A 26,101-nucleotide genomic window follows, 5' to 3' on the forward strand; every position below is an offset into this window, starting at 1 on the left:
GGCCGGTCGAGGTGAGCCGGAGAATGGATCTGCGCCACCGAATGATGACCAGTTCCGCGCATTTCCGGTCCATGGTGTTTTTCGCAGCTGTGCTCGCGGCCGGCGTTGCGCAGACGGGATCGGCAGCCTTTGCCGCCTGCCCGCTCGAACTCGCCGTCTATGGCGATGCCGAAAACGCCGGCGAGATCGATTTCAGGCCGACCGGCGAGTCGGCTGTGGTCACCAACACCTTCAAGATGGTGCTCGATAACGATGTCGTGCTCGACGGGATCGTCATGTGGACGGAAGGCGTGGCGCGGCCGCATGGTTCGCTGATGTACAAATGCCCGACAGGCGACGTCACCGGCGACGAGCTCGCCGCCTGCACGGTGTGGGAGGGGGTCGTCTACAGTGCTGACGACAAGGGAAACGTCGCTCTGCTGCCGGCCGAAGGCGTCGACGCGCCGAAGACCCTGATCTTTCCCGACCTCGGACCGTCCCTGCAGATGTCGGCTGCCTATGGCGCCAACGGGTTTTCCAAAGTGCCGTGGGATGTTTTTTCGTTGAAGGGCTGTCAGGAATGAGCGTGGCCAAAAAAGTGCTGCTGGTGACCGGCGGCGGCCGCGGCATCGGTGCCGCTACATCCAGGCTTGCCGCCAAGGCTGGATACCGTGTTGCGATCAACTATGCCTCGAACGAGGCTGCTGCCACGGCGCTTGTCGAGGCGATCGAACAGGCCGGCGGCGAAGCGCTGGCCATCAAGGGCGACGTTGGCAGCGAGGCCGATATTCAGGCGATGTTCGAGTGCATCGACCATGCCTTCGGGCCGCTCGATGCGCTCGTCAACAATGCTGGCGTGGTGGACCGGAGGGCGCGCGTCGACGAAATGAGCGGAGCGAGGCTGGAGCGCATGATGCGCATCAACATCATTGGCTCCATGCTCTGTGCCCGCGAAGCGGTGAAGCGCATGTCGACCAGCCATGGCGGCAAGGGCGGCGCCATCGTGAATATCTCCTCGATTGCCGCAAGAATTGGCGGACCGGGCGAATATGTCGACTACGCCGCCTCGAAGGGCGCGATCGATTCCTTCACTATTGGCCTGGCGCGCGAAGTGGCTGGCGAAGGCATTCGCGTCAACGCAGTCAGCCCAGGGATTGTCGATACCGAAATTCATGCCTCCGGCGGACAGCCGGATCGCGTCGAGAGGATGCGTCACGGCGTGCCGATGCAAAGGGCGGGGACCACCGAAGAGGTCGCCGCGGCAATTCTCTGGCTCCTGTCGGACGGGGCGTCCTATACGACAGGCGCGAATTTGGAAGTGGGCGGCGGCCGCTAATCCCAGCCAAGGCTGAGTGCCAGACCAGAAGGACAAATCATGGCTTATGACGTCGTTATCATCGGATCGGGACCAGGCGGCTATGTCTGCGCCATCAAGGCGGCACAGCTCGGCCTGAAGACGGGGGTGGTCGAGAAGGACCCGACCTTCGGCGGCACCTGCCTCAATATCGGCTGCATCCCGTCCAAGGCGCTGCTGCATGCGTCCGAGATATTCGCCGAGGCCGGTCATTCCTTCGACACGCTGGGCGTCGAAATCGGCGCGCCGAAGCTCAATCTGGAGAAGATGATGGCGCACAAGGACGCGACGGTGGCGTCCAACGTCAACGGCGTCGCCTTCCTGTTCAAGAAGAACAAGATCGACAGCTTTCGCGGCACCGGCAAGGTCCTGTCCGCCGGCAAAGTGTCGGTGACCGGCGAGGACGGCAAGGTCGAGGAGATCGAGACCAGGAACGTCGTCATCGCCACCGGCTCCGACGTCGCCGGCATTCCGGGGGTCAAGGTCGACATCGACGAGAAGGTGATCATGTCCTCGACCGGCGCGCTGTCGCTAGACAAGGTGCCGGGCCACATGGTGGTGGTCGGCGGCGGCGTCATCGGGCTGGAACTCGGCTCGGTATGGGCGCGGCTCGGCGCCAAGGTGACCGTCGTCGAGTTCCTCGACACCATTCTCGGCGGCATGGACGGCGAGGTCGCCAAACAGTTCCAGCGCATGCTGTCCAAGCAAGGCATCGAATTCAGGCTCGGCGCCAAGGTGACCGGTGTCGCCAAGGCCAAGAAGGGCGCCACCGTCACCTTCGAGCCGGTCAAGGGCGGCGCGGCCGAGACGATCGAGGCGGATGCGGTGCTGATAGCGACGGGACGCCGGGCCTATTCGGACAGTCTCGGGCTGAAGGAGGCCGGGGTCGAGGTCGACGAGCGTGGCCGGGTCAAGACCGACGGCCATCTCAAGACCAATATCCTCGGCATCTACGCCATCGGCGACGTCATCGCCGGGCCGATGCTCGCCCACAAGGCCGAGGACGAGGGGGTGGCGGTGGCGGAGATCATTGCCGGCCAGGCCGGCCATGTGAATTACGGGGTGATTCCGAACGTCGTCTACACCAGTCCGGAAATCGCCTCGGTCGGCAAGACGGAGGAAGAGCTGAAGGCGGCCGGCATCGACTACAAGGCCGGCAAGTTTCCGTTCAGCGCCAATGGCCGGGCGCGCGCCATGCTGCATACCGACGGCTTCGTGAAGATCCTGGCTGACAAGCAGAGCGACCGCGTGCTCGGCGTCCACATCGTCGGTTTCGGCGCCGGCGAGATGATCCACGAGGCGGCGGTGCTGATGGAGTTCGGCGGCTCGTCGGAAGATCTTGCCCGCACCTGCCACGCCCATCCGACGATGTCGGAAGCGGTGAAGGAAGCGGCACTGGCGACCTTCTTCAAGCCGATCCATATGTAGGCCTTCCCAAGCTACTCCGGCAGCCATCTGACGGCTCAAAGCAGAACGGCCCGCTTTTCAGCGGGCCGTTCGTATTTGGAGTCAGCAGCCGATCACTGCGGGGCTGGTGCGGGCGCCGGGGCAGGCGCTGGCTCTGCAGGCGCCGGAGCTGGGGCAGGCGCCGGAGCAGGCTCTGCGGGTGCCGGGGCTGGCGCAGGCTCTGCAGGTGCCGGGGCTGGCGCAGGCTCTGCCGGAGCAGGCGTCGGTTCCGCGGGCGCTGGCGCCGGGGCCGGCGTGGTTGCGGCCGGCGGTTCAGCAGGCGCTGGCGCCTCACCGCTTCTTCCAAAAACGTAGTAAGCGACAATGGCCAGAATAACGACAACCAGGGCAATCAGCCAGCCGGTGCTGCCGCCACCCGACTTGGGAGGGGGTGTCGGAGTGGTGTACGGGTCGTTTGGATTCGCCATAAAAGTGTCCTCCGTGGGATGAAAAGTATCAATCAACACACATCAACGCGCAATCGTCGAACAGGTTTCACGCTAGGGATCGAAAACGCCGAAAACAGGGCAATCTTCGCCGGGAATCGTTTGTCCGCACGCACTTTACTCGCAAAATTCGCAGCAATCGAGCCAAAACAAACCTTTCGACCTTCCTGTACTGAGACAAGCTTTCCGTGATTCGGGAAAGGCATCGCTCCGAATCACGTCTTTGCCGGATTCGCAACTCGACCGTGCAACTCAGTCGACGGCAGTGACGGTGTAGCCGGCCTTGCGGAAATCCTCGACCAGACCTTCCGCGCCCGGAAGGTGCAAGGCGCCGACCGCCATGAAGGCGTTGCCCTTGGCGAGAATCGGTCCGGCATGATCGATCATCACCTTGTTGCGGCGGGTGATCATGGTTTCCTCGAAGGCGGCATAGCCCGCCGAATCGTCTTCGCCGCCGGGAAGGACGGCACGAAACAGCGGCCAGAGCATGCCGATGTCGCCGCGCTGGTAAAGCACGATCATGGTTTCGTTGACGTCGTTCACCCTGTTGCCGAGCTTCAATGTGTCGACGAGGCCCTTCATGTGAAAAGCGAGCGGCAGCGAGGCCATGGCGCGAAGCTGGTCGGCGATGGTCTCCAACCCATCGACGGCCTTGCCTGAGGCTTTGGCGTCCTGCGCGAGCTTGATGTCGAGCACCGGCGCGCCGCCGGCCTGGCGGGCCAGTTCACAGGCCGGGAGCGCGACCATGGTCGACAGCATCCACGGTTTCATCTTGGCGACGCTCGCCGGCGGGATGCCGCGCGCGTCGAGCGCCTTGTTCACCGCCGCCGCATCGTCCGGCGACAGCAGCGAGGACAGCGTGGTGCTGTCGGTGAACATCATCAGCTCCGGCTCTTTCAGGAACGCCGCCATCATCTTCTGCTGATCGAGCACCTCCGTGGTCTCGATGACGACAGTGTCGGCGGCGTCAAAGGCCTTTTGCGCGGCGGGCGGCAGCGTGGTCACGCGCGGGTCGGACATATGCATGGTGCCGAACAGGAAGGACGGCCTTTCGCCCGCCTTTTCCAGTTTCCAGAACAGGCCCTTGCCGTTCGGTGTTGCGGCCGCTTCCGTCTCGAGCTTGCGGTAGGTGGCGGGGTCGTCCTTCTGCAAGGCCGACAGCATGTCGGCGCCGGCGCAGACCGGGGTTTCGGCGCGCGCCTTGCCGGCGGCGAGCAGCGCGATGATGAGGAAAGAGAGAAAAAACAGGACGTTGAGCGCCACGAGCAGCTTCAACGACGCAATGGCCGTGCGGTCGGCGATGGTAATGACACGTTTCATGGCCGCTTTTTAGAGACAAAGAACGGCGAAACGGTTAACCGGCGCAGCAAAATTGTCTCGGACATCGTTCGACGGCTGATATCCTGGCTGCAACTTTGCGAAATCATGCGTCGGTTACGCCCGCGGATGGGCCGCTTCATAGACTTCGAGCAGCCTCGCGGTGTCGACGCCGGTGTAGATCTGCGTCGTCGACAGGCTGGCGTGGCCCAAAAGTTCCTGGATGGTGCGCAGGTCGCCGCCGCGCCCAAGCAGATGCGTGGCGAAGGAATGGCGCAAGGCGTGCGGCGTGGCGGTGTCGGGCAGATTGAGCGCCGAGCGCAGCTTGGCCATGTCGCGCTGGACGATGGCCGGGTTGAGCGGGCCGCCGCGGGCGCCGCGAAACAGCAGGCCCTTCGGATCGAGATGATAGGGGCAGAGCCGGCGGTATTCGGCGATCGCCCGCAGCCCGATCGGCAGCACCGGCACCAGCCGCGTCTTGCCGCCCTTGCCGGTGACGCGCAGCACCGTTTCATCAGGCGACGACAGATCGGCGCCGGACAGGCCGAGCGCCTCGGAAATGCGCAGGCCCGAGCCGTAGAGCAGCGTCAGCACGGCGGCGTTGCGGGCAGCGATCCACGGTTCCTCCGCCAACTGGCCCTCCACCGAAACGACGTGTTTCGCATCGCTTGCCGTCAGCGGCTTGGGCAGCGACTTCGGCTGCCGCGGCGCGCGCAGTGCCGCAGCACCCGCCGCATTGACGAGGCCGCGCCGCTCCAGAAAGCGCAGCAGCGAGCGGATGCCGGCGAGCCCGCGTCCGAGCGTGCGGGCGCCGGCGCCTCCGGCGCGGCGGGCGGCGAGAAAGCCGCGCAGATCGGCCGGGCGCAGATCCGCGATATCCGAAATGCCGGGCGAACCGCCGCAATGGCCGGTCAGGAAGTGCAGGAACTGGCGCGTGTCGCGCTCATAGGCTTCCACGGTTTCCGGCGACAGCCGGCGCTCGCGCGCCAGCATCTTCAGCCAGCTTTCGCGGGCCCCCTGAAGGTCTGGTTTGGCCGGGATGAGGAATTCCTGCATTGCGCTCTTCCGATATGCCGTTCTTCCATTCTGGGCCATCTTCCGACAGCCGGGTTAGGAAGCCGTGAAGAGCCGCGTCATTGAAATGACAAGAGCGTGGAGCTAGAGCAAGGCAAAGGATTTTTCCACCGATGACCAAACCGCAAAACCCCGTCCAGATGGCCGTGATCGGCGCCGCCCACGGCATCAAGGGCGAATTGCGCGTGAAGACCTTCACCGGCGATCCGCTGGCGCTGGCCGACTATGGGCCGCTCTATGCCAGGGACGGCCGCGCCTTCCAGATCGTCGACATCAGGTCGGCCAACACGGTCGTCGTGGTCCGCTTCAAGGGCATCAGCGACCGCAACGCCGCCGAGGCGCTCGCCGGCACGGAATTGTTCGTCGACCGCTCAATGCTGCCGGACAATGGCGAAGAGGACGAATTCTATCATGCCGATCTCGTCGGGTTGGCGGTCCGGGACGATACCGGTGCTGACATCGGCAAGGTTGTCGCCGTGCACAATTTCGGCGGCGGCGACATTCTCGACGTGACGCTCGGCGAGCGCAAAGGCGTGCTGATCCCGTTCACGCAGGCCGCCGTGCCTGACGTGTCGATCAAAGAGGGCTTCCTCCGTATCGATCCGGCGGCGGCGGGCTTGATCGATGACGAAGACGGCGACGAACCCGGCCGCGACGGTTTCGACCCGAAGGGCAGGCCGCGCGGGCCGAAGGACGCCGGGGGCAACCGGTGAGTTTTTCCGCCACGGTGCTGACGCTCTATCCCGAGATGTTTCCCGGCGCGCTCGGCCTGTCGCTGGCCGGCCGGGCGCTGGAGGCCAGCACATGGTCGCTGGAAGCAATCCAGATCCGCGGTTTCGCCACCGATCGCCATCGCACCGTCGACGACACGCCTGCCGGCGGCGGCGCCGGCATGGTGATGCGCGCCGACGTGCTGGCCAGCGCCATCGACTACGCCTCGCCGGCGGGTGATCCGCGCCCACGCCTGCTGATGAGCCCGCGCGGCAAGCCGCTGACGCAGGCACGCGTGCGCGAACTGGCTGCCGGGCCGGGTGCGGTGATCGTCTGCGGCCGCTTCGAGGGCGTCGACCAGCGGGTCATCGAGGCGCGGGGGCTGGAGGAGGTCTCGGTCGGCGACTTCATCCTCTCCGGCGGCGAGCCGGCGGCGCTCGTGCTTCTCGACGCCGTGGTGCGGCTGTTGCCCGGCGTGATGGGCAATGCGGTGTCGGGCGATGAGGAGAGCTTTGAAAACGGCCTGCTCGAACATCCGCACTACACGCGGCCGCAGGAATTCGAGGGCCGGCAAATCCCCGAGGTCCTCACCTCGGGCAATCACAAGAAGATCGCCGCATGGCGGCGCGCCGAGTCGGAAAAATTGACGAAGGAGCGGCGGCCGGACCTGTTAGCTGCTCACCCCCTGGTGAAATAGTAAAAGGCCAGGAACACGCCGACCCCGACGACGAAGCCGCGCACGGCAATTTGCGGCACGCGCTTGGCGATCCAGACGCCGGCATAGCCGCCCAGCGCGCCGCCGGGTATCATGATGATCGCCTGCGGCCAGGCGATGACGTCGCCGGAGATGAAGACCAGGATGGCTACCGCCGCGATGACCACGGCCAGCATGTTCTTCAGCGCGTTCAGTCGGTGATAGTCGCCGGCCTGGGTGAGACCGAGCGTCGCCAGCATCATGACGCCCATGCCGGCGCCGAAGAAGCCGCCATAGACGGCGGTGGCGAATTGCGCCAGGGAACCGACCAGCGAACCCACCGCTGCCTCATGCCCCGGCTTGGGCGCCGGCCTCAGCCACGGCCCGGCGGCGAACAGCGCGGTGGCCGCCAGCAGCAGCCAGGGCACCAGGGCGCGGAACGATGGATTGTCGAGCGCCAGAAGGATGAGCGCACCGGCCAGCGCACCGAAAGCCGAGATAAGGCCGAGCAGCAATGCGCCGCGCCAGAAATGCTTGATGTCGGACCAGTAGGCGAGCGTCGAGGTGATGTAGCCGGGAAACTGTGTCAGCGACGAGGTGGCGTTGGCGACGATCGGCGGCAAGCCGACCAGCGACATGGCGCCGAAGGTTATGAACGTCCCGCCGCCGGCTATGGCGTTCACGGCGCCTGAGAGAAAGCCCGCAAAAAAGAGCAGGGCCGCATCGAGAACTGTCATGGAGGGGTATTGCCGCCGGAGGAAAGTCACATTTTATCCGACTTAAAAAGCTTGGGCCTTAGACGCAACCCCTGCGCTGAAAGATTGCAATGTCGGCCAACGACCAAAAAAGACACGGCGAAGGCGTGACAAAGCGTCGAAATAGCTGTATGTGCGCGCCGAACCGGAAGAACAATCTGCCGGACCCGTCAACAATGGCGGTGTAGTCGCCCCTGCCCGATGTTCTCGAACCCGGATGGTCTCGAACAAAGGGCATAGCCGAGCGGTCGATGCAACTGCAAGGCTAGTGTCGGACGCTCTGACTGTCGGAAGAACAAGAAGTGGATTTGTAGAGATGGATATCCTCCGTCAGCTCGAGGCCGAACAGGCCGCCAAGATCGAAGCCAAGCGCAAGCTTCCCGAATTCCAGCCCGGCGACACCGTGCGCGTCCAGGTCCGCGTGACCGAAGGCACCCGCACCCGCGTCCAGGCCTATGAGGGCGTCGTCATCGCCCGCGCCGGCGCCGGCTTCCAGGAGAATTTCACCGTTCGCAAGATTTCCTACGGCGAAGGCGTGGAGCGTGTGTTCCCGGTCTTTTCGCCGATGGTCGAGGGCGTCGAGATCGTGCGCCGCGGCAAGGTGCGCCGCGCCAAGCTCTATTACCTGCGCGATCGCCGCGGCAAGTCGGCCCGCATTTCGGAAAACACCGGCGTGCGCGCCCGCAAGCTGAACGATGAGGAGCGCGATGCGCTGAACGCCGAGAAGGCCCGCATCGAGGCCGAGAAGGTGGCCGCCGCCCAGGCGCTGGCCGCCGAGAAGGCCGCGCAGGACGCCGCCGAGAAGAAGGCTGCCGACGAGGCCGCCAAGGCCGCGGAAGCGGCTGTCGCCGAATAACGCGTCTTCAAAACCCATGTTTCGAAAAGGCGGCTTCGGCCGCCTTTTTGTTTCGCGGGATGGATTCGATCTTGCCGGGCCGCATCGGTGCGCAATCGATACGGATCGTTCCGTAATCGTTTGGTGAAAGCATGGGAATTCATTTTCGCGCAAAGCGGCGCACCAAGCCGGCTTGCAAGGCGCTTGCGGAAAGCTAAAGTCGGCGCCGGATTTTCCTGCAAGCCTCGACCATGTCGAGGCGGTTCAAGTTTTCGGGGTGTACCATGACCAAATCGAAACTGCTGTTGGCCGGCCTGTTGGCTCTGATACTTGCGCCGGTCGCCGCCCTGGCGCAGGCGCTGCCCGATCTCGGCGGCAAGAAGGTGGTGGTGGTGACGGAGAACGCCTATCCGCCATTGCAGTTCATCGACGCCAAGACCGGCAAGCAGATCGGCTGGGAATATGACGCGATGAACGAGATCGCCAAGCGGCTCAGTTTCCAGGTCGAGTACCAGAACACCTCTTGGGACGCGATGATCCAGGCGGTTTCCGACAACCAGTACAACATCGGCATGACCGGTATCACGATCAAGGACGACCGCAAGCAGAAGGTCGATTTCTCCGACCCCTACATGCGCTCGGAACAGTTCATGCTGGTGCGCGGCGACGAGAAGCGCTTCACCGACGCCAAGACCTTCGGCGCCTTCAAGGAAGGGCTGATCGGGGCGCAGGCCGGCACCACCCCCTTCTACACCGCCGTCTACAGCGTGCTCGACGGCAATGAGCAGAACCCGCGCATCAAACTGTTCGAGACGTTCGGTGCGACGGTGCAAGCGTTGAAGACCGGTGACGTCGACGTCGTTTTGACCGACGGCACTGCCGGCAAGGGCTATGTCGAGGCGTCCAATGGCGGGCTGAAGCTGATCGGCGGCCCGCTCGGCACCGAGGATTTCGGCTTCATCTTCCCCAAGGGTTCGGATCTGGTGAAGCCGGTCAATGCAGCGATCGCCGCACTGAAGGCCGACGGCACGCTCGACGCGCTCAACAAGAAATGGTTCCTCGACTACAAGATGGGGCAGTAGCACTTTTGTCGCGGATGTTGCGGGACGCGCAGGAACTCGCGCTGCCTTCGTTCCTTCGCGCCCCCCTCTGTCCTGCCGGACAGTCCGGCAGGACAGAGGGGGGCGCCATAGAGCGCTGCCTCCGCGATGCCTGCTTTACTGGCACTGCCTAATGCCCCCAGCTTCAACCTCCAAAACCGACTTCCCCTGGTGGCTTGCCGTGGCGGCGGCGCTCGCCGTGGCCGCTGCCATCTTCATTGCAGCAAGCGAGCTCTATGCCCAGGTTTTCGCGACCGTCGCCACGGGCATTGGCATCACCGTCTTCGTCACGATGGTCGCCTTCGCGCTGGCCTCGGCAATCGGGCTCGGCATTGCGCTGATGGGACTGTCGGGGTCGCGCTGGCTGCGCCAGATTGCTCGCTTCTATGTCGAGATCATCCGTGGCGTGCCAATGCTGGTGCTGTTGTTCTGGATCGCCTTTGCCGGGGCGCCGGCTTTCGTCGCGGCGTGGAACGCGCTGACCGCGCCGTTGCAAAATGCCGGCCTGTTTGGCGAACTGCTGGTGCGCGACGTGTCGTTGCTGTGGCGCGCCATCATGGCGCTGACCATCGGCTATTCCGCGTTTATCTCGGAGGTCTTCCGCGCCGGCATCCAGGCAGTCGAGAAGGGCCAGATCGAGGCCGCGAAGGCGCTGGGGCTGACGCGCACGCAGCGTTTCCGGCTGATCGTCTTTCCGCAGGCGATCCGCACCATCCTGCCGCCGCTCGGCAATGATTTCGTCGCCATGGTCAAGGATTCTTCGCTGGTCTCGGTGCTCGGCGTCGCCGACATCACCCAGATGGGCAAGATCTACGCCGCCGGCTCGTTCCGCTTCTTCGAAACCTATTCGATCGTCGCCTATATCTATCTTATCCTGACGGTCGGCCTGTCGCTGGCCTTGCGGGGGCTGGAGAAGCGGCTGCGCCGCCAGCATGAGGAATAGCCGGCAGGCGAAGACGGCACTATCATCGCGGCAGATTTTGTTTTTTGTGCATGTCGTTGTCCCAAAAGCGCTGCGCACCCCCCGTTCAAGCCCGAGGGCATGCTTTTGGGCGACATGCATGAGTTGGAGGTTCAGATCCATGATTATCGACAAAGCCAATGCGGCCTTGGAGTCCGTCTATACGGCCGACACGCCGGAAGCGCTGGCGCAAGCCTATGCCGCATGGGCTGCGGCCTATGACAGCGAAACCGCCTCGCTCGGTTATCTCCTGCCGTTCCTGATCGCCGCCTGGGTGGCGCGCCATGTTCCATCAGGCGAGGGGCCGCTGCTCGACGCCGGCTGCGGCACCGGCCTGTCGGGACCATCGCTCAAAGCGCTCGGCTATCAGGACATCGCCGGGCTCGACCTGTCGGATGAAATGCTCGACATCGCCGGCAGCCGCCAGGCCTACAGCGAGCTGAAACAGGCGATGCTTGGCGGTCCGCTGCCTTGGCCGGACGGGTATTTCCGCGCCTTCTTCTCGACCGGCGTGTTCACCATCAGCCACGCGCCGGCCTCCGGCCTGCATGAACTGGTGCGGATCACCAAGAAGGGCGGCCACGCCATCTTCACCGTTCGCGACCAAGTGTTCGAGAGCGGCGGCTTTCGTGACGTCCTTGCCGAGTTGGAGCGCGACAAAAAATGGCGGTCGGTCGAGGAAAGCCCGTGGTTCCGCTGCTATGCAATCGCCGAGCACGAGGCGCTGGTGAAGACTTTTGTGTTTGAAGTGGTTTGAGAGGCGGCTTCTTCCTTCTCCCCTTGTGGGAGAAGGTGGATCGGCGCGCAGCGCCGAGACGGATGAGGGGTGGCGGCGTCGGCGTTCCCTGGAGCACCCCTCATCCGTCGCCTTCGGCGACACCTTCTCCCACAAGGGGAGAAGGGGAAGCCGCGCCACACCTACCGATTGCCGAAATCGGCAAAGATTGATATGAGCCACGCCATGGAACAGCTTTTTGGCGATCCGGCTTACAAGGGCTTCGTGCTGCAGGACAGAAAACGCCTGCCGTCGCGATTCTCGGCGCGCGTTTCCGGCGCTCTGACCAGCCGACTTCGCTAGGCCGTGTTCGCCGGCTAGCCGGCGCTTGCCCTTTCCCATTTTTATATCGACGGATTTACGCACATGAGCGCACCACGCACCCTCTACGACAAGATATTCGACGACCATGTCGTCGACCGCCAGGACGACGGCACCTGCCTGCTCTACATCGACCGTCATCTCGTCCATGAAGTGACCAGCCCGCAAGCCTTCGAAGGCCTGCGCATGACCGGCAGAAACGTCCGGCATCCGGAAAAGACGCTGGCCGTGGTCGACCACAATGTGTCGACCTCGCCGGAGCGCAAGTTCGGCATCAAGAACGAGGAAAGCCGCATCCAGGTCGAGGCGCTGGCCAAGAACGCCAAGGATTTCGGCGTCGAATATTATTCCGAGAAGGATATCCGCCAAGGCATCGTCCACATCATCGGTCCGGAGCAGGGCTTTACGCTGCCCGGCATGACCATCGTCTGCGGCGACAGCCACACCTCGACGCATGGCGCTTTCGGCGCATTGGCGCATGGCATCGGCACCTCGGAAGTTGAGCATGTGCTGGCCACGCAGACGCTGATCCAGCGCAAGGCCAAGAACATGCTGGTGCGCGTCGACGGCGTACTGCCGGAAGGCGTCACCGCCAAGGACATCATTTTGGCGATCATCGGCGAGATCGGCACTGCCGGCGGCACCGGCTATGTCATCGAATATGCCGGCGAAGCGATCCGCGCGCTGTCCATGGAAGGCCGCATGACTATCTGCAACATGTCGATCGAGGGCGGCGCCCGTGCCGGCCTGATCGCGCCTGACGAGACGACCTTCGCCTATGTCAAGGATAAGCCGCGCGCGCCGAAGGGCGAGGCGTGGGATGCCGCGCTCGCCTACTGGAAGACGCTGCAGTCCGACGAGGGCGCGCATTTCGACAAGGTGGTCGTGCTCGACGCGGCGAAACTGCCGCCGATCGTCTCCTGGGGCTCTTCGCCCGAGGACGTCGTCTCGGTCCAGGGCGTCGTGCCGAACCCCGACGATATCGCCGATGAGAACAAGCGCACCTCCAAGCAGCGCGCGCTCGACTATATGGGGCTGACGCCGGGTACCAGGATCACCGATATCGCGCTCGACCGCGTCTTCATCGGCTCCTGCACCAACGGCCGCATCGAGGATCTGCGCGCCGTCGCCAAGGTGGTCGAGGGCAAGAAAGTCAGCCCGCATGTCGATGCGATGATCGTGCCGGGCTCCGGTCTGGTCAAGGAGCAGGCGGAAGCAGAAGGTCTCGACAAGATCTTTGTCGCCGCCGGTTTCGACTGGCGTGAGCCGGGCTGCTCGATGTGCCTTGCCATGAATGACGACCGGCTGAAGCCGCATGAACGCTGCGCCTCGACCTCGAACCGCAATTTCGAGGGCCGTCAGGGCTTCAAGGGCCGTACCCATCTGGTGTCGCCGGCCATGGCGGCGGCGGCGGCGATCGCCGGCCATTTCGTCGACATCCGTGAGTGGAAATAAACGCAGGGCTGCCACAGTCCGTATATGAGTGCATGCCAGGCCCGAGCCGCAACGCGATTCGGGCCCTTTCTTTCAGCCGGGGCGCCTAACGAATTCGTGGAATTGCTCACGGCGGCCGGGTTGATCCTTTGCCACCACGAGCGCCAGCTGGCGTTCGTCGAAAAGCTTGAACCATTCGTCCCATTCGACCAGTTCGTAGCCGCCGGCGTTGGCCGGGCGTTCGGCCTGGTCCTGGTCCTGATAGGCATGCTGGCCGAAAACCAGCCTCAGCATGGCTTGCGTGCCTGTTTCGGGCGATACATCGACGATTGCCGGAAATCCGGCACGTGACGCGGCCCATGAGCGAATTGCCTCGTGGTCGGTCAGCATGATCGTATCGGCCATGAAAGCGTCTCCATCGATTGCTGCTGGAAAACGCCGGGCCGCGGTTTCAAGTTCCGTGCAGCAGCTTCATGGGTGACTTCGCGCATATTCGATCCCGCTTAACCGCTTGTTTGGGCTTCCGCTCTAAGGTCTTCCCTGACGCAAGCGTGGGGCACGGTCCTTTGGACACCGGTCTGCTGATAGGGTTGCTCAACCCGACGATCGCGCTTGTGCTCGGCGCGGTGTTTCTCGTGCTGTGGTTCTATCAGCGTCACCGCCCCTATCTGGCCGTGCTGGCCGCCAGCTATTGGCTTTCGGCGGCCGGCTTCCTGTTGCAGCATTTCACCCTGCCCGTCGGCATGGCGCCGACCAAGCTGATCTCCAACGTCTGCTTCACCATCGCCGCCTGTGGTCTCGCCGGCGCGATCGTGACACGTTATGGACGGCGCGTGCCCTTTGCTGCGATCGGCGTTCTGGCGAGCGGCGGCCTGGCCGCTTTTTGCTGGTTCATGTTCATCCAGCTGGACCTCACCTGGCGAATCCTGGTTATGAATTTCGCTTTCGGCGGCCTCAGTCTGGTTGTCGCCGCCGAACTGCGCGTCGTGCGCGACAAGGGCCCGACGGAAATGATCCTGTTCGTGCTGTCGCTGCTTTCCGGGCTGAACTTCTTCGTGCGCACCCTCGTTATCGTCATCGCGCATGGACCTTACCAAAGCTATGACGGGTTCTATGCCTCGTCCTACTGGACGACGGCGCTGCTGTCGCATGCGCTGCTGTCGCTGCTCATCGCGCTTTGCCTGTTTTGCGCGGCTGCACTCGACGTGATGAAGGTGCTGAAGGCCGAAGCGTATACCGACCCGTTGTCGGGCCTGCTCAACCGCCGCGGCTTCGAGGAGCGCGCCACGCTTCTCCTGCAGCACTGCGCCACCGCCAAACTTCCGGTCGCGCTGGTGCTCGCCGACCTCGATCATTTCAAGGCGCTCAACGATCTGCACGGTCATGCGGCGGGCGATCGCGTGATCGCCGACTTCGCCGCCAAGCTTCTGTCGGCTGCCGGCACCAGCGGCGTCGCCGGCCGCATCGGTGGCGAGGAGTTCGCAGTGCTTTTGCCGCTGAGCGACCTTGGCGCGGCAAGGCTGTTTGCCGAAGCCATTCGCGCGCTCTATTCGGCGGGCAACGTCGACGGGCTCCCGTCCGGCACAAGAGTGACCGCGAGCTTCGGCGTGACGGCCCGCACCGGCGAGGAAGGGCTGGAGCCGCTGATGCGCCGCGCCGACGAGGCGCTTTACAAAGCCAAACGGAACGGCCGCGACAGCGTGCGGCTATCCTATGAACGGTCGGCCTATGAACCGTCGGAAACGGTGCTCGTTGTGGAACCGCTCAAAGCTGGCTGATCGCATCCGCGCCCGGGCTCGCGTTAACGTCTTTTTCGCCCGTTGGTGATTTGCTGGCGCAGGGGGTGCGAAAAACCACATGGGCGGCGGCGCAGAGTTCATCCTTGCAATCAACCTGCTCGTCGCCGGCTTGCTGGCGGCTGCCTTCATGACCATCTCGTTCAACGATGCGGCGCGCGCGCCGGCGCGCTGGCTGGTCTTCGGTTATCTGCTCGGGATGGCCTATTTCGCCATCGAGTTCAGCATTCCGGTCTTCGACAATGCGCGACCCGCGGTCGTCGCGGGCTTCGCCGTTTTCCTGGGCGCCACCATCGCCTTCAATGGCGGGCTTGCCCATAAATACGGCGTGGCGCCGCCCTGGGCGCCGATGCTCGTCTTCCTGTTTGCGGCCACTGTGGCCGTGTATTTCGTGCAGGACCTGCCGCGCCAGTCGCTTGCCCGCATGATGGCCTACCAGCTTCCCTATGCGGCCATGCAGTTCGTCGGCGTCGGCATCGTCTGGTCGTCCAGGCAAAGACGCGACTTGCTCGACCATGCGCTGATGGCCGTTCTGGCGGCCAGCGCCCTGCAATTCGTGAGCAAGCCGTTCATCGCCCATGCATTGGGCGGCTGGGGCGTCAATCCGCAGGCCTACCTGCAGAGCAACTACGCTCTGGTGTCGCAATCACTAGGCACGGTATTCGGCATGACAATCGCGCTTCTCATTCTGGTCATTCTGGTCCGTGACGTGCTCGCCGAGGCCACGTCGAAGTCGGAGACGGACACGCTATCAAGGCTGCTCAACCGGGGTGGCTTCGAACGTCATGCCGAGCTCGCGATGCGTGACGCCGTGCGCAGGGGTATTCCGGTCGCCCTGGTCATCGCCGACCTCGATCATTTCAAGAGCATCAACGACAGTTTCGGCCACGCGTCCGGCGACCGGGTCATCGAGGCCTTTGCCGGCTTCCTGCGTGATGCGGCCGCCGATCATCACGTCGCCGGCCGCATCGGTGGTGAGGAATTCGCCATCATCCTGCCGGGAACCAACCTCGCCGCGGCGCGGCTCTTCGCCGAAGGCACGCGCAGCGCTTTCGGAGCCTTGCCGATAGACTGTCTGCCGGCGCACCATCGTTGCACCGCCAGCTTCGGCGTTGCCGAGCTTCACCCGGCCGAAGCATTTTCCGACCTGCTGCAGCGCGCCGACGAAGCGCTCTATCAAGCGAAGGGCAGCGGACGCGATTGCGTGCGCATCTCGATAGGGTCAATCGCCACCCGGCAGACCGCTGTCGCCAACGCCGGGCCTAAGATCAGCGGCAGGGGCTGAGTTCTGGCATCTCGCCGTCGGAAAGGCCGTACATATAGCTGCGGCCTTTTACGAAAACCGGCGGCCTGTAGCAGTCGCGGCTGCTGACGTCATCCGGGTCGTCTTCATAGACGATTTTGGGCTGGCCGGCGCCGGTGTGGTCCGACAGTTCCTTGGCCAGGTTGCCCTCGCCAACGAGGATGCGCTTGTAGCCGGCGGCGCTCTCGATGACGAGATTTCCGAAGGAATCGGCGTAGACGCGGTCGCGCGTCCCGGCGAGTGCCGGTGCTGCGAAGCCGATGGCCACCAAGACGAGCGCCGGAAGGCGCGATCTGCCCGAATTCGAACGCATGGCGTCCCCCATTTGTCAGAGGCGAGTCTTCCTCGAATCACAAATTAACCTTTTCTTAACCTTTGTTAAGAGGCCGGCCCTGCTGGTAGCCAGGTCTCGGCAAACATGGTTAATATCCGGCGCCTTGGAAGGCTGCGGCCATCTTTCGGCCATGCTTGCCCGCACCATCGCGCCCAAGGTCAAGCGTGGCGCGGGTGATCTTGGCAAAGCATCGCGGCTGGATTGACGCGCTGGGAGGCAGCAGCATATGGCGTTAGGCTGGACGTTTCGGGTGACGCTTGCGCTTTTTCCGTTGCTGATCACCGTTGCCTGCGTATCGCAGACCAATGCGCCGAAGGCCGGAAATCCGCTCGCCGATTCACCTCAGCCGCGCACCGCGACCTACACTTGCGCCGATGGCGCCAGGATCACCATCGAAAATCTCGGCAGCTCGGTGCGGGTGCTTGGCCCGGACGGCGCCAGCGAGGACCTGCCGGCCTCGCCCGCCAATCAAAGCAGCCGCTTCGGCGAGGCGCATGACGCAATCGTGATCGACGGACGCGACGCGCTGGTGATGAAGGGCGGGAGGACGCCGCTGACCTGCACCCGCTGATCGGTGTGCTGAGATTCCGGTGAGGCCGACCTGCAAATGGCAGCTTCCTTCGCTTACGGTGCTCACTGGCGTCCAAACCAGACAGATATACTGCAGTGCAGCGACGATGCGCCGGCTTCAGGTGGAAGGGCTAATCGATTGAAGCGAGAACGGGCTATTTTGTCAGACTAAATTACGTTATCGAAACGATTTTCCGGCTTTGACGCGGTGCAAAAAGAGCATTAGAAACCGGGCTGTCCGAAGTCGCAACCGGAAGCGGTAATGCCGCATTTCCACCTGCGGCTCCAGAGACGCCGAACTGGGGGAGCCATGAGCAAATCACCAGCCACCCGCGAATTTGCCAGACGTGAACGGCCGCTTTCGCCGCATCTGACCGTCTATCGGCCGCCGATCACGATGACGATGTCGATCATCCATCGCATTACCGGCGGGGCGCTCTATTTCGGCACGCTGCTGGTCGCGCTGTGGCTGATGGCGGCGGCGAGTTCGCAGTCCACCTTCGATGCCGTCAACTGGGCCTTCGGCTCGTGGCTGGGGCGGCTGGTGCTGTTCTTCTATACCTGGGCGCTGATGCACCATATGCTGGGCGGCGTGCGCCATCTGATCTGGGACACCGGGGCGGGTCTTGAAAAGGACACGGCCTCCAGAGTCGCCTGGGCGACGCTGGCCGGCTCGATTGTACTGACGCTGCTGATCTGGATCGCCAGCTACATGGCGCGGGGAGCCTGATCGTGAGCCACCACAACACCGACATGCGTACGCCGCTGGCGAAGGTGCGCGGCCTCGGCTCCGCCCGCGAGGGCACGGAGCATTTCTGGCGCCAGCGCCTGACGGCGATCGCCAACATCCCGCTGATCCTGTTTTTCGTTGGCTTCCTGATTGCGTTGAACGGCGCCGGCTATGCGGAAGTGCGCGCAGCACTTGCCAACCCGTTCGTGGTACTGGTCCTGGCCCTGGTGCTCTTGTCCGGGCTCTATCATATGCGGCTCGGCATGCAGGCGATCATCGAGGACTATGTGCATGGCGAGGGCATGAGGCTGGCGCTGCTCGCGCTCAACACATTCTTTCCCGTAGTGGTCGGCGTCGCCTCGATCTTCGCCCTGCTCAAACTGGCATTTGGAGGCTGAAGTTTTGGCCAAGGACGCGAAAAACGCCAACACGGCGTCCGCCTACAGCTATGTCGACCACAAATTCGACGTGGTGGTCGTCGGCGCCGGCGGCGCCGGCCTGCGCGCCACGCTCGGCATGGCCGAACAGGGACTGCGCACCGCCTGCATCACCAAGGTTTTCCCGACGCGGTCGCACACTGTCGCCGCTCAGGGCGGCATCGCCGCCTCGCTGTCCAATATGGGCCCCGATTCCTGGCAGTGGCACATGTACGACACCGTTAAAGGATCGGACTGGCTCGGCGATGTCGACGCCATGGAATATCTGGTGCGCGAAGCACCTGCCGCCGTCTACGAGCTTGAGCATTACGGCGTGCCGTTCTCGCGCACCGAAGAGGGCAAGATCTACCAGCGGCCGTTCGGCGGCCACATGATGAATTTCGGCGAAGGCCCGCCGGTGCAGCGCACCTGCGCCGCCGCCGACCGCACCGGCCACGCCATCCTGCATACGCTCTATGGCCAGTCGCTGAAGAACAACGCCCAGTTCTTCATCGAGTATTTCGCGCTCGACCTGATCATGGAGCCGGACGGCACCTGCAGCGGCGTCGTCGCCTGGAACCTCGACGACGGCACCATCCATCGCTTTTCGGCAAAAATGGTGGTGCTGGCGACCGGCGGCTATGGCCGCGCCTATTTCTCGGCGACCTCGGCGCACACCTGCACCGGCGATGGCGGCGGCATGGCGGCGCGGGCCGGGCTGCCTTTGCAGGACATGGAGTTCGTGCAGTTCCATCCGACAGGCATCTACGGCGCCGGCTGCCTGATCACCGAGGGCGCGCGCGGCGAGGGCGGCTATCTCGTCAACTCAGAGGGCGAGCGCTTCATGGAGCGCTACGCGCCATCGGCCAAGGACCTTGCCTCGCGCGACGTGGTCTCGCGCTGCATGACGCTGGAGATCCGCGAGGGGCGCGGCGTCGGCAAGAACAAGGACCATATTTTTCTCCACCTCGACCACCTCGATCCGGCCGTTTTGCACGAGAGACTCCCGGGGATTTCGGAATCAGCAAAAATCTTTGCCGGCGTCGACCTGACCAAGGAGCCGATCCCGGTACTGCCGACGGTCCACTACAATATGGGCGGCGTGCCGACCAACTATTGGGGCGAGGTGCTTAACCCCACTGCCTTGAACCCGGACCAAGTGTCGCCCGGGCTGATGGCGGTCGGCGAAGCCGGCTGCGCCTCCGTCCACGGCGCCAACCGGCTGGGCTCGAACTCGCTGATCGATCTGGTGGTGTTCGGCCGCGCGGCGGCGATCCGGGCAGGTCAGGTGATCGACCGCAACGCCGCGATCCCCTCGGCCAACGAAGCCTCGGTCGAGAAGATCATGGACCGCTTCGACCGGCTGCGTCATGCCAACGGCTCGACGCCGACCGCGGTTCTGCGTGAAAAAATGCAGAAGGCGATGCAGGACGATGCGGCGGTGTTCCGCACGCAGGAATCGCTGGAAAGCGGCTGCAAGCGCATTTCGCAGATCTGGGGCGAGCTCAAGGATGTAAAAGTGTTCGACCGCTCGATGATCTGGAACTCCGACCTGGTCGAGACGCTGGAGCTGGAAAATCTGATGGCCAACGCCATCACCACGGTCTACGGCGCCGAGGCGCGCAAGGAGAGCCGCGGCGCGCATGCGCGGGAAGATTTTTCGGCGCGCGACGATGCGAACTGGCGCATGCACACGCTGGCCCGGCTCAGCGAGACCGGCGAGGTGTCGCTCAGCTACCGGCCTGTGCACACCGAGCCGCTGCTTAGGGAAGCAGACGGCGGCATCAATCCGGCCAAGATCGCGCCCAAGGCGAGGGTGTATTGACGATGGCCGCCGTGAACGGGATCTGGTCCGGGCTGAAGCTCGTCATCCGAAAGGACCTGAGGTAATGGTCGAACTCACCCTTCCGAAAAACTCGAAAATCAAGGCTGGAAAAACCTGGCCAAAGCCGGAAGGCGCGACCAATCTGCGCGAGTACCGCATCTACCGCTGGTCGCCGGACGATGACGAGAACCCGCGCATGGACACCTATTTCGTCGACATGGACGATTGCGGGCCGATGGTGCTCGACGCGCTGCTCTACATCAAGAACAAGATCGACCCGACGCTGACGCTGCGCCGCTCCTGCCGCGAGGGCATTTGCGGTTCCTGCGCCATGAATATCGACGGTTCCAACACGCTCGCCTGCACCAAGGGCTGCGACGACATTTCCGGCGCGATCAAGGTCTACCCGCTGCCGCATATGCAAGTGGTCAAGGACCTGGTGCCCGACCTCACCAATTTCTACGCCCAGCACGCTTCGATCGAGCCATGGCTGAAGACGGTATCGCCGGAGCCGGCCAAGGAGTGGCTGCAGAGCCATGAGGACCGCGAAAAGCTCGACGGGCTCTATGAATGCATCTTATGCGCCTGCTGCTCGACCTCATGCCCGAGCTACTGGTGGAACGGCGATCGCTATCTCGGCCCGGCGACGCTGTTGCAGGCCTATCGCTGGCTGATCGATTCCCGGGACGAGGCCACGGGCGAACGGCTCGACAACCTCGAAGACCCGTTCCGGCTCTATCGCTGCCATACCATCATGAACTGCGCCCAGACCTGTCCCAAGGGCCTCAACCCGGCCAAGGCGATCGCCGAGATCAAGAAGATGATGGTGGAGAGAAGGGTGTAGCGGCGGACCGGTGCCGTCGAGATCGTTCCATCAGTAGCGATCCTTCGCGCCCCCCTCTGTCCTGCCGGACATCTCCCCCACAAGGAAGGAGATCGGCAGCTTCACCGACAGCGCCCCGTCTGCAATGTTGGAGATTGGCGAAAGCCGTTGCGACAGCCAATCTCCCCCAAGTGGGGAGATGTCCGGCAGGACAGAGGGGGCGCTGTCCCTCCGGCCTCAGAAGGATAGCCATCCAATGACCGATACCGAACTCCCCATCCTTTCTCCCGTCGAAGCGCGCGTGCTCGGTTGCCTGATCGAAAAGAAGGAACTGACGCCCGACATCTACCCGCTGACGCTCAATGCGACACTTGCCGCCGCCAACCAGAAGACGGCGCGCGAGCCGGTGATGTCGGTCGAGCTTGCCGAGGTGAGACGAGCGCTTGGCCAGCTTGAGCATAAGGGTCTGGTGAGGCAGGTCTTTGCCTCGCGCGTCGAGCGCTACGAGCATGTCGTCGCGCAGCGCTTTTCCCTGACCTCGGCGCAGATTGCGCTGCTCGGGCTGCTGTTGCTGCGCGGTCCGCAGACCGCCTATGAACTGCTGGCGCGGAGCGAGCGCATGGCGCGGTTGCCCTCGATCGACGAGCTTCGCAGCAATCTCGACCTGTTGATCGGCCGCAAGCCACCTCTCGTCCAGCAGATCGACCGTGGACCCGGCCAGCGTGAGGATCGCTATGTCCATCTCTTGAGCGGGCCGGTGCCGACGCCAGTGGCTGCAACGCCCCTGCAATCGCCTTCGCCGGCGCCGGACCTCGAAGCGCGCGTGCAGGCTCTCGAGGAAGAGGTCGCAGAATTGCGCGCACGCATCGACGCGCTGACCGGCTAAGCGCGCTAGCGGCGGCATCCGGTCTGTGCGTTGAGCCACAAGAAACGCCGGCCCGAAAGTCGGCGCCGCGTGTGGTTGAAAAAACTCTCAGCCGAGCTTGGCGTCGAGCGAAACCTTTATGGCGCCAAGCGCCTTCGAAACCGGACACCCAGCCTTGGCCTGTTCGGCCAGCTCCTGGAATTTCGCCGCGTCGATACCCGGCACTTTGCCGACCAGCGTGAGCGCGCTGCCGGTGATGCCGGTGCCCGGAACCAGCGTCACCACGGCCTTGGCGTCGAGTTCGGTGGCGGGGGTGCCGTTCTCGGCCAGGACATGCGAAAGCTGCATGGCAAAGCAGCCGGCATGCGCCGCCGCGATCAGTTCCTCTGGATTGGTGCCGGATTTGCCGCTCTCGTCCTCGAAGCGCATCTTGAACGAGTAAGGCGTGCCTTTCAGAGTCCCGCTCTGCGCGTCGAGCGTGCCCTTGCCCTCTTTCAGATTGCCTTTCCAGACGGCGTTTGCAGTGCGGTCCATGAATTCCTCCTTTATGTGGTGGCTGAGCCATGATCGGGCGTCTGATCGACTATAGCGCGCGCGGGCACGAAGGCCACCCGTGCTTTCGCGCCAATGGCCACGCAAAAAAATCCGCGTGCAAAAATGTCGACTTCCATCTGCCTCGGCCGTCCTGTGGGCGGCCACAGGTTTCGTGGCCGGATGGAGGATCACATGAATGATTTGTTTTCTGCCCACTGGAGAGACACCGGCCGAAAGGCGGCTGAACAAGAAGCCGACTGGTTGCATCGGCCACCTTCCGGTTTCGGTCGACTGCTTGCGGCGGTCGCCATCATCGGGGTTGCGGTGTCCATTCTCGATCATGCGGCGGTCAAAAGCCCGGCTGGGACCTTGGTCGCCAACGGTTCGTCACAACTAGGAAGATGAGAGATGAAATATGTTTGCCTGGTCTATGGTGAGGAAAAAGACCTTTATGCAATGAGCCCGGAGAGGCTGGCCAAGCTCGACGCCGACTCGCTGGCCTATGACAAATCGGTGGAGCAAAGCGGTCGGCTGATCATCGCGCAGGCGCTGCAGTCGGTGAAGACCGCGAAAACCGTGCGCCGGCGCAAGGGCAAACGGCTGATCACAGATGGCCCTTTCGCCGAGACCAAGGAGCAATTGCTCGGCTTCGTCATGATCGAGGCCGGGGATATCGACGAGGCGCTGGAGATTGCCGGCGGCATCCCGCTGGCCGAAATTGGCACGATCGAGGTCAGGGCGATCTACAACCTGCCGGGGTCCTAGTGATTATCCGGTTTGCGTCCGGCGAATCAGATCTCTTCGGCGGGCGCAAACTTTTGCGAGTTGAAGCGAGGCAAGACTTCTCCTATCGTCGCTGCGGCTGGGGGATTTCGGGCATGCATATACTGATTGCTGCAATTGGCCTGTTGGGAGCGGCGGCATTCTGGTGGTACCGACTGAAGATCATGAACGACGCAGCGCGTGAGGTTGCGGACGTCGTTGGTCGCGTCCAGGGCAATGTGCGCCGCAAGCGGCTGCGCAAGCAGGCGGCGCTCTCACCGCTGACGGCGATCGACGATCCGGTCGTGGCGGCCGCGACGCTGATCACCGCCATCATTTCCGAGAACGGCCCGGTCCTGCCGCGGCGCGAAGCCGCGATTCGGTCAGTGATCTCGGAGATTGCGGACGAGAAGAAGACCGACGAGGCCGTGGTCTATGCCAAATGGGCGGCGTTACAGATCGACGATGCCACGATCGTCATCGACAAGCTGGCGCCGTTCCTGCGCGAACGTCTGGATGTGACTGAGCGAAACGATTTGCTGCAGATGGTGAACCGCGCGGCGCAGGCTGGTGAGCAACCCCTGGAGATATCCGACCAGCGGATGCTGAGGCTGCGCCAGAAACTCGGCTTCGAGGTCAACTGAACGAATTGCCTGACGCGCAGTATTGGTTTGCCGCTCTTCAGGGCTCTAGATCGCTTCGCCTTTCAATAGTTTCGGCGTGTCGCCGGACAGACCGGAGGCCTGGCGGATGAAGAAATCCTTCAGCCGCGGCATCCGTTCGACGAGGCCGAGGCCAATGTCGCGGACGGCCCGCAACGGGCCGATGTCGTTGGAAAAAAGCCGGTTCAGCACATCGGTGGTGACGCCCATCTGCAGCGTGTCGAAGCGCCGCCACTGCTGGTAGCGTTCGAGCACGTCGAGCGCGCCGATATCCTGGCCGAGCCGGTCGGCCTCGACCACCACTTCGGCCAATGCCGCCACATCCTTGAAGCCGAGATTGAGGCCCTGGCCGGCGATCGGGTGGATGCCGTGGGCGGCGTCGCCGGCGAGCGCAATGCGCGGCGCGACGAAGGCGCGGGCAAGCGTCAGGCCGAGCGGCCAGGCGCGCGGCCTGTCGGCGACGCGGATTTCGCCGAGCTTCAGGCCAAACCGCTGTTCGAGCTCGTGCTCGAAGACGAGGTCGTCGCCGTCGACCAGTTTTTCGGCGTCTTCCGACCGCTCGACCCAGACGATCGACGAGCGGTTGGTGCCGTCCTTGTCCGGCTTGAGCGGCAGCGTGGCGAAGGGGCCGGCTGGTAGAAAATGTTCTTCGGCGCGGCCGTTGTGCGGCCGTTCATGCGCGACGGTGCAGACGATGCCGGACTGGCCGTACTCCCATCTCACCGTCTTGATGCCGGCCATGTCGCGCAGCTTCGAGTTGACGCCATCTGCGGCGATAAGCAGCCGCGCCTTTAGCGTCGCGCCGTCGGCAAGATGCACGGTGATGCCGGCGCCGTTCACGTCGAACGCACTGACGGCGACGCCTTCGATGATGTCGATGCCGAGTTTTTCAGCGCGCCGGCGCAGGGCGCCGTTCAAATCCCGGTTGGCGACCATATGCGCAAAGGCTTCGCCGGGCGCGACTTCGCCATCGAAGGTGAGAAACACCGGGCGCACCGGATCGGAAGTGCGCGAATCGGTGACGATCATTTCGGTGATCGCCTGCGCCTCAGGCGCGATTTCGGCCCAGACGCCGAGCTGGTCGAGCATGCGGCAAGCGGCAGCGGCGATGGCCGAGGCGCGGCCGTCCTTTAGCCAGGCACCGGCGGGCGCGGCGTCGACGACAGCGACCGCCAGGCTCGGCCGCGCCTGTTTCAGCGATACGGCGGCGGCAAGGCCGACATAGCCGGCGCCGGCGACCAGAACGTCGAGCAAGGTCCGGTTTTTTGCATCCGCCTTGCGGTCCACCATGGCAATTCCTTTCCGGCCAAATCCCTTTCCGGCCTTGACTGCCCGTCATTCCTGTCGGAAACCGCCATAACACTTTTGCGGTGAGGGCGCGAAACATGACGGCGGCCATGGACGAGCTTCTCGGCATTCTCGACCTCGAGCAGCTGGAACACAACCTGTACCGAGGTCGCAGCCCCAAACTCGACTGGCAGCGTGTCTTCGGTGGCCAGACCATCGCCCAGGCGCTGGTCGCCGCCCAGCGAACGGTCGAGCCCGAACGCCACGTGCATTCGCTGCACGGCTATTTCATGCGGCCCGGCGACACCAAGGTGCCGATCATCTACCAGGTCGACCGCATCCGCGACGGCGGCTCCTTCACCACGCGCCGTGTCGTGGCGGTCCAGCACGGCCAGGCGATCTTTTCGCTGGAAGCCTCGTTCCAGCAGGATGAGGTCGGGCTCGAGCATCAAGTGCCGATGCCGCAGGACGTGCCGGCGCCCGACACATTGCTGTCGCAGCGCGAACTGATTGGCAAGTTCGGCGAGGCCGTGCCCGACGGCATCAGGCGCTACTGGGAGCGTGACCGCCCGATCGAGATGAAGCCGGTGATGCTGGAGCATTACACCAGCCGGGAAAAGCTGGAGCCGAAGCAGAACATCTGGATCCGCACGACCGGCCCGGTTCCGGCCGATCGCGCCACGCAGGCGGCAGTGCTTGCCTACCTTTCCGACATGACGCTGCTCGATACCTCGACCTTTGCGCATGGCCGCGCCATTTTCGATAGCGACATCCAGGCGGCGAGCCTCGATCACGCCATGTGGTTCCACCGCAGCCATTCGCTCGACGACTGGATGCTCTACACGCAGGACAGCCCGTCGACGCAAGGGTCGCGGGGGTTCACGCGCGGGTCGCTGTTTGCCCGCAACGGCACGCTGATCGCCTCGGTTGCCCAGGAAGGCCTGATCAGGCTGAAGCGGCCGCCCGCCGAATAGGCATTTTTGGAAAATTGC

The 26,101-nt window shown here is 63.8% G+C and carries 29 protein-coding genes; 22 read left to right on the forward strand and 7 right to left on the reverse strand.

Annotated features, from left to right (window positions below; translation table 11 throughout):
- Positions 1–71: 71 nt before the first annotated feature.
- From IHQ72_RS04495 to lpdA, 3 genes are read left to right on the forward strand one after another with little or no spacing between them, the layout of a single operon-like run.
- Complete coding sequence (locus IHQ72_RS04495) at positions 72–563, forward strand: hypothetical protein (RefSeq protein ID WP_258123727.1); 492 nt, start codon at positions 72–74, stop codon at positions 561–563.
- Entirely contained in the window at positions 560–1,315 is a 756-nt protein-coding gene (locus tag IHQ72_RS04500) for an SDR family oxidoreductase (RefSeq protein WP_258121363.1), read from the forward strand. The genes IHQ72_RS04495 and IHQ72_RS04500 overlap by 4 nt, the downstream gene beginning before the upstream one ends.
- A gap of 39 nt (positions 1,316–1,354) precedes the next feature.
- Positions 1,355–2,761 carry a dihydrolipoyl dehydrogenase gene (gene lpdA, locus IHQ72_RS04505; RefSeq protein WP_258121364.1) on the forward strand — a complete coding sequence of 469 codons (1,407 nt, stop codon included), beginning with the start codon at positions 1,355–1,357 and terminating at the stop codon, positions 2,759–2,761.
- 716 nt (positions 2,762–3,477) lie between these two features.
- On the opposite strand, the gene IHQ72_RS04510 is transcribed toward lpdA, so the two are convergent.
- Both IHQ72_RS04510 and IHQ72_RS04515 read right to left on the reverse strand, forming a co-directional pair.
- Entirely contained in the window at positions 3,478–4,545 is a 1,068-nt protein-coding gene (locus tag IHQ72_RS04510; protein ID WP_258121365.1) for a TraB/GumN family protein, read from the reverse strand.
- Positions 4,546–4,659: 114 nt separating this feature from the next.
- The gene (locus IHQ72_RS04515) at positions 4,660–5,598 is read right to left on the reverse strand and encodes a tyrosine recombinase XerC (RefSeq protein WP_258121366.1); all 939 of its coding nucleotides are present in this window, start codon (positions 5,596–5,598) and stop codon (positions 4,660–4,662) included.
- 131 nt (positions 5,599–5,729) lie between these two features.
- Between IHQ72_RS04515 and rimM the strand changes: the two genes are divergently transcribed.
- Positions 5,730–6,329 carry a ribosome maturation factor RimM gene (gene rimM, locus IHQ72_RS04520; RefSeq protein WP_258121367.1) on the forward strand — a complete coding sequence of 200 codons (600 nt, stop codon included), beginning with the start codon at positions 5,730–5,732 and terminating at the stop codon, positions 6,327–6,329.
- Positions 6,326–7,024: a tRNA (guanosine(37)-N1)-methyltransferase TrmD gene (trmD, locus tag IHQ72_RS04525; RefSeq protein ID WP_258121368.1), complete on the forward strand. Its 699-nt coding sequence runs from the start codon at positions 6,326–6,328 to the stop codon at positions 7,022–7,024. The genes rimM and trmD overlap by 4 nt, the downstream gene beginning before the upstream one ends.
- Here trmD and IHQ72_RS04530 read toward each other — a convergent pair.
- Positions 7,006–7,758: a sulfite exporter TauE/SafE family protein gene (locus tag IHQ72_RS04530; RefSeq protein WP_258121369.1), complete on the reverse strand. Its 753-nt coding sequence runs from the start codon at positions 7,756–7,758 to the stop codon at positions 7,006–7,008. The genes trmD and IHQ72_RS04530 overlap by 19 nt on opposite strands.
- Positions 7,759–8,092: 334 nt before the next feature.
- Here IHQ72_RS04530 and rplS point away from each other — a divergent pair, with 334 nt between their 5' ends.
- The 5 genes from rplS (at position 8,093) to leuC (ending at position 13,223) form a co-directional block, all read left to right on the forward strand.
- Positions 8,093–8,632, forward strand: coding sequence for a 50S ribosomal protein L19 (gene rplS / locus IHQ72_RS04535; RefSeq protein WP_029349353.1), 540 nt, complete (start codon positions 8,093–8,095; stop codon positions 8,630–8,632).
- Between the two features lie 263 nt (positions 8,633–8,895).
- Positions 8,896–9,693 (forward strand): transporter substrate-binding domain-containing protein, encoded by a 798-nt coding sequence (locus IHQ72_RS04540; protein ID WP_258121370.1) that lies wholly within the window; start codon positions 8,896–8,898, stop codon positions 9,691–9,693.
- A 151-nt stretch (positions 9,694–9,844) separates the two neighbouring features.
- The gene (locus IHQ72_RS04545) at positions 9,845–10,654 is read left to right on the forward strand and encodes an amino acid ABC transporter permease (protein ID WP_258121371.1); all 810 of its coding nucleotides are present in this window, start codon (positions 9,845–9,847) and stop codon (positions 10,652–10,654) included.
- Positions 10,655–10,793: 139 nt separating this feature from the next.
- Entirely contained in the window at positions 10,794–11,429 is a 636-nt protein-coding gene (locus IHQ72_RS04550) for a class I SAM-dependent DNA methyltransferase (protein WP_258121372.1), read from the forward strand.
- Positions 11,430–11,813: 384 nt separating this feature from the next.
- On the forward strand, positions 11,814–13,223 hold the full coding sequence (gene leuC, locus IHQ72_RS04555; protein WP_258121373.1) for a 3-isopropylmalate dehydratase large subunit: 1,410 nt from the start codon (positions 11,814–11,816) through the stop codon (positions 13,221–13,223).
- A gap of 72 nt (positions 13,224–13,295) precedes the next feature.
- Here leuC and IHQ72_RS04560 read toward each other — a convergent pair whose 3' ends face one another.
- Positions 13,296–13,607 (reverse strand): hypothetical protein, encoded by a 312-nt coding sequence (locus IHQ72_RS04560; RefSeq protein ID WP_095495597.1) that lies wholly within the window; start codon positions 13,605–13,607, stop codon positions 13,296–13,298.
- A gap of 161 nt (positions 13,608–13,768) precedes the next feature.
- Here IHQ72_RS04560 and IHQ72_RS04565 point away from each other — a divergent pair, with 161 nt between their 5' ends.
- Together IHQ72_RS04565 and IHQ72_RS04570 are read left to right on the forward strand one after the other, a co-directional pair.
- Complete coding sequence (locus IHQ72_RS04565; protein WP_258121374.1) at positions 13,769–14,980, forward strand: GGDEF domain-containing protein; 1,212 nt, start codon at positions 13,769–13,771, stop codon at positions 14,978–14,980.
- A gap of 79 nt (positions 14,981–15,059) precedes the next feature.
- Positions 15,060–16,283, forward strand: coding sequence for a GGDEF domain-containing protein (locus tag IHQ72_RS04570; protein ID WP_258121375.1), 1,224 nt, complete (start codon positions 15,060–15,062; stop codon positions 16,281–16,283).
- Here the strand turns inward: IHQ72_RS04570 and IHQ72_RS04575 are convergent.
- Positions 16,267–16,614 (reverse strand): hypothetical protein, encoded by a 348-nt coding sequence (locus IHQ72_RS04575; RefSeq protein WP_258121376.1) that lies wholly within the window; start codon positions 16,612–16,614, stop codon positions 16,267–16,269. The two genes, IHQ72_RS04570 and IHQ72_RS04575, sit on opposite strands and share 17 nt — an antisense overlap.
- A 247-nt stretch (positions 16,615–16,861) precedes the next feature.
- Between IHQ72_RS04575 and IHQ72_RS04580 the strand changes: the two genes are divergently transcribed.
- From IHQ72_RS04580 to IHQ72_RS04605, 6 genes are all read left to right on the forward strand, one after another.
- Complete coding sequence (locus IHQ72_RS04580) at positions 16,862–17,206, forward strand: hypothetical protein (RefSeq protein WP_258121377.1); 345 nt, start codon at positions 16,862–16,864, stop codon at positions 17,204–17,206.
- 309 nt (positions 17,207–17,515) lie between these two features.
- Positions 17,516–17,935: a succinate dehydrogenase, cytochrome b556 subunit gene (sdhC, locus tag IHQ72_RS04585; protein WP_258121378.1), complete on the forward strand. Its 420-nt coding sequence runs from the start codon at positions 17,516–17,518 to the stop codon at positions 17,933–17,935.
- A 23-nt stretch (positions 17,936–17,958) separates the two neighbouring features.
- The gene (gene sdhD / locus IHQ72_RS04590) at positions 17,959–18,333 is read left to right on the forward strand and encodes a succinate dehydrogenase, hydrophobic membrane anchor protein (RefSeq protein WP_374120381.1); all 375 of its coding nucleotides are present in this window, start codon (positions 17,959–17,961) and stop codon (positions 18,331–18,333) included.
- Between the two features lie 4 nt (positions 18,334–18,337).
- On the forward strand, positions 18,338–20,176 hold the full coding sequence (sdhA, locus tag IHQ72_RS04595; RefSeq protein ID WP_258121380.1) for a succinate dehydrogenase flavoprotein subunit: 1,839 nt from the start codon (positions 18,338–18,340) through the stop codon (positions 20,174–20,176).
- Positions 20,177–20,240: 64 nt separating this feature from the next.
- Positions 20,241–21,020, forward strand: a complete 780-nt coding sequence (locus tag IHQ72_RS04600) for a succinate dehydrogenase iron-sulfur subunit (protein ID WP_258121381.1) — start codon at positions 20,241–20,243, stop codon at positions 21,018–21,020.
- 235 nt (positions 21,021–21,255) lie between these two features.
- Positions 21,256–21,885, forward strand: a complete 630-nt coding sequence (locus IHQ72_RS04605; RefSeq protein ID WP_258121382.1) for a YceH family protein — start codon at positions 21,256–21,258, stop codon at positions 21,883–21,885.
- An 87-nt stretch (positions 21,886–21,972) separates the two neighbouring features.
- Here the strand turns inward: IHQ72_RS04605 and IHQ72_RS04610 are convergent, their stop codons facing one another.
- Complete coding sequence (locus IHQ72_RS04610; RefSeq protein ID WP_258121383.1) at positions 21,973–22,398, reverse strand: OsmC family protein; 426 nt, start codon at positions 22,396–22,398, stop codon at positions 21,973–21,975.
- Positions 22,399–22,590: 192 nt separating this feature from the next.
- Between IHQ72_RS04610 and IHQ72_RS04615 the strand changes: the two genes are divergently transcribed.
- From IHQ72_RS04615 to IHQ72_RS04625, 3 genes are all read left to right on the forward strand, one after another.
- Positions 22,591–22,803 (forward strand): hypothetical protein, encoded by a 213-nt coding sequence (locus tag IHQ72_RS04615; RefSeq protein WP_258121384.1) that lies wholly within the window; start codon positions 22,591–22,593, stop codon positions 22,801–22,803.
- Between the two features lie 3 nt (positions 22,804–22,806).
- A complete protein-coding gene (locus IHQ72_RS04620; protein WP_258121385.1) occupies positions 22,807–23,163 on the forward strand; it encodes a YciI family protein in 357 nt (118 codons plus the stop codon).
- Between the two features lie 113 nt (positions 23,164–23,276).
- Entirely contained in the window at positions 23,277–23,804 is a 528-nt protein-coding gene (locus IHQ72_RS04625; protein ID WP_258121386.1) for a hypothetical protein, read from the forward strand.
- 45 nt (positions 23,805–23,849) lie between these two features.
- Here IHQ72_RS04625 and IHQ72_RS04630 read toward each other — a convergent pair whose 3' ends face one another.
- Positions 23,850–25,112, reverse strand: a complete 1,263-nt coding sequence (locus IHQ72_RS04630) for a ubiquinone biosynthesis hydroxylase (RefSeq protein WP_258121387.1) — start codon at positions 25,110–25,112, stop codon at positions 23,850–23,852.
- 95 nt (positions 25,113–25,207) lie between these two features.
- Here IHQ72_RS04630 and tesB point away from each other — a divergent pair, with 95 nt between their 5' ends.
- On the forward strand, positions 25,208–26,083 hold the full coding sequence (tesB, locus tag IHQ72_RS04635; protein ID WP_258121388.1) for an acyl-CoA thioesterase II: 876 nt from the start codon (positions 25,208–25,210) through the stop codon (positions 26,081–26,083).
- Positions 26,084–26,101: the final 18 nt, after the last annotated feature.

It is taken from the genome of Mesorhizobium onobrychidis (genome assembly GCF_024707545.1).
In the GTDB taxonomy this organism is placed as follows: Bacteria; Pseudomonadota; Alphaproteobacteria; order Rhizobiales; family Rhizobiaceae; genus Mesorhizobium; species Mesorhizobium onobrychidis.